The sequence below is a fragment of the Halohasta sp. A2 genome (assembly GCF_056175805.1).
Window position 1 is genome coordinate 1 of sequence record NZ_JAQFWV010000227.1, and the last position, 394, is coordinate 394.

Genomic DNA, 394 nt, shown 5'->3' on the forward strand with positions numbered 1-394 from the left:
ACGCGATGTCACGTTCGAGGAGACGGTCAAGCTTCCGGGAGCTGCGGATGCCGATACAGTAGCCGAAGACGAGGACTTTGAGCATCATCACGGGATGGAAGGACGGCCGCCCGCGGCCGTCCTCCCGTGGGTCAGGATAGAATGGATCAAGCCGACCCTCGTTGTCAAGATGATCAATAACATCCGAAACGTAGCGTTCGAGGCTATCTTCTTTGACCCACTCTGTGACGTTTTTCGGCAGGAGGTGTTGCTGATCTTGATTATATCCGATAAAATTAAACGTCACGAGTAAATCCTTACGCCGTATAGTATTTTCAGCTAGATAAATTTACCGTAATGAACGCTCAAGAGCTACAGAATCTGACGTTTCTGTCGGTGTTTCTTGGACAGGCTC

General features: G+C 50.0%; 1 protein-coding gene. It reads right to left on the reverse strand.

Translation table 11 applies throughout. The annotated features are described in order from the left end of the window. Positions 1 to 286 (reverse strand): transposase (locus O2S87_RS18915; protein WP_475410243.1); only part of this gene is annotated, 286 nt, incomplete at its 3' end. Positions 287 to 394 lie beyond the last annotated feature (108 nt).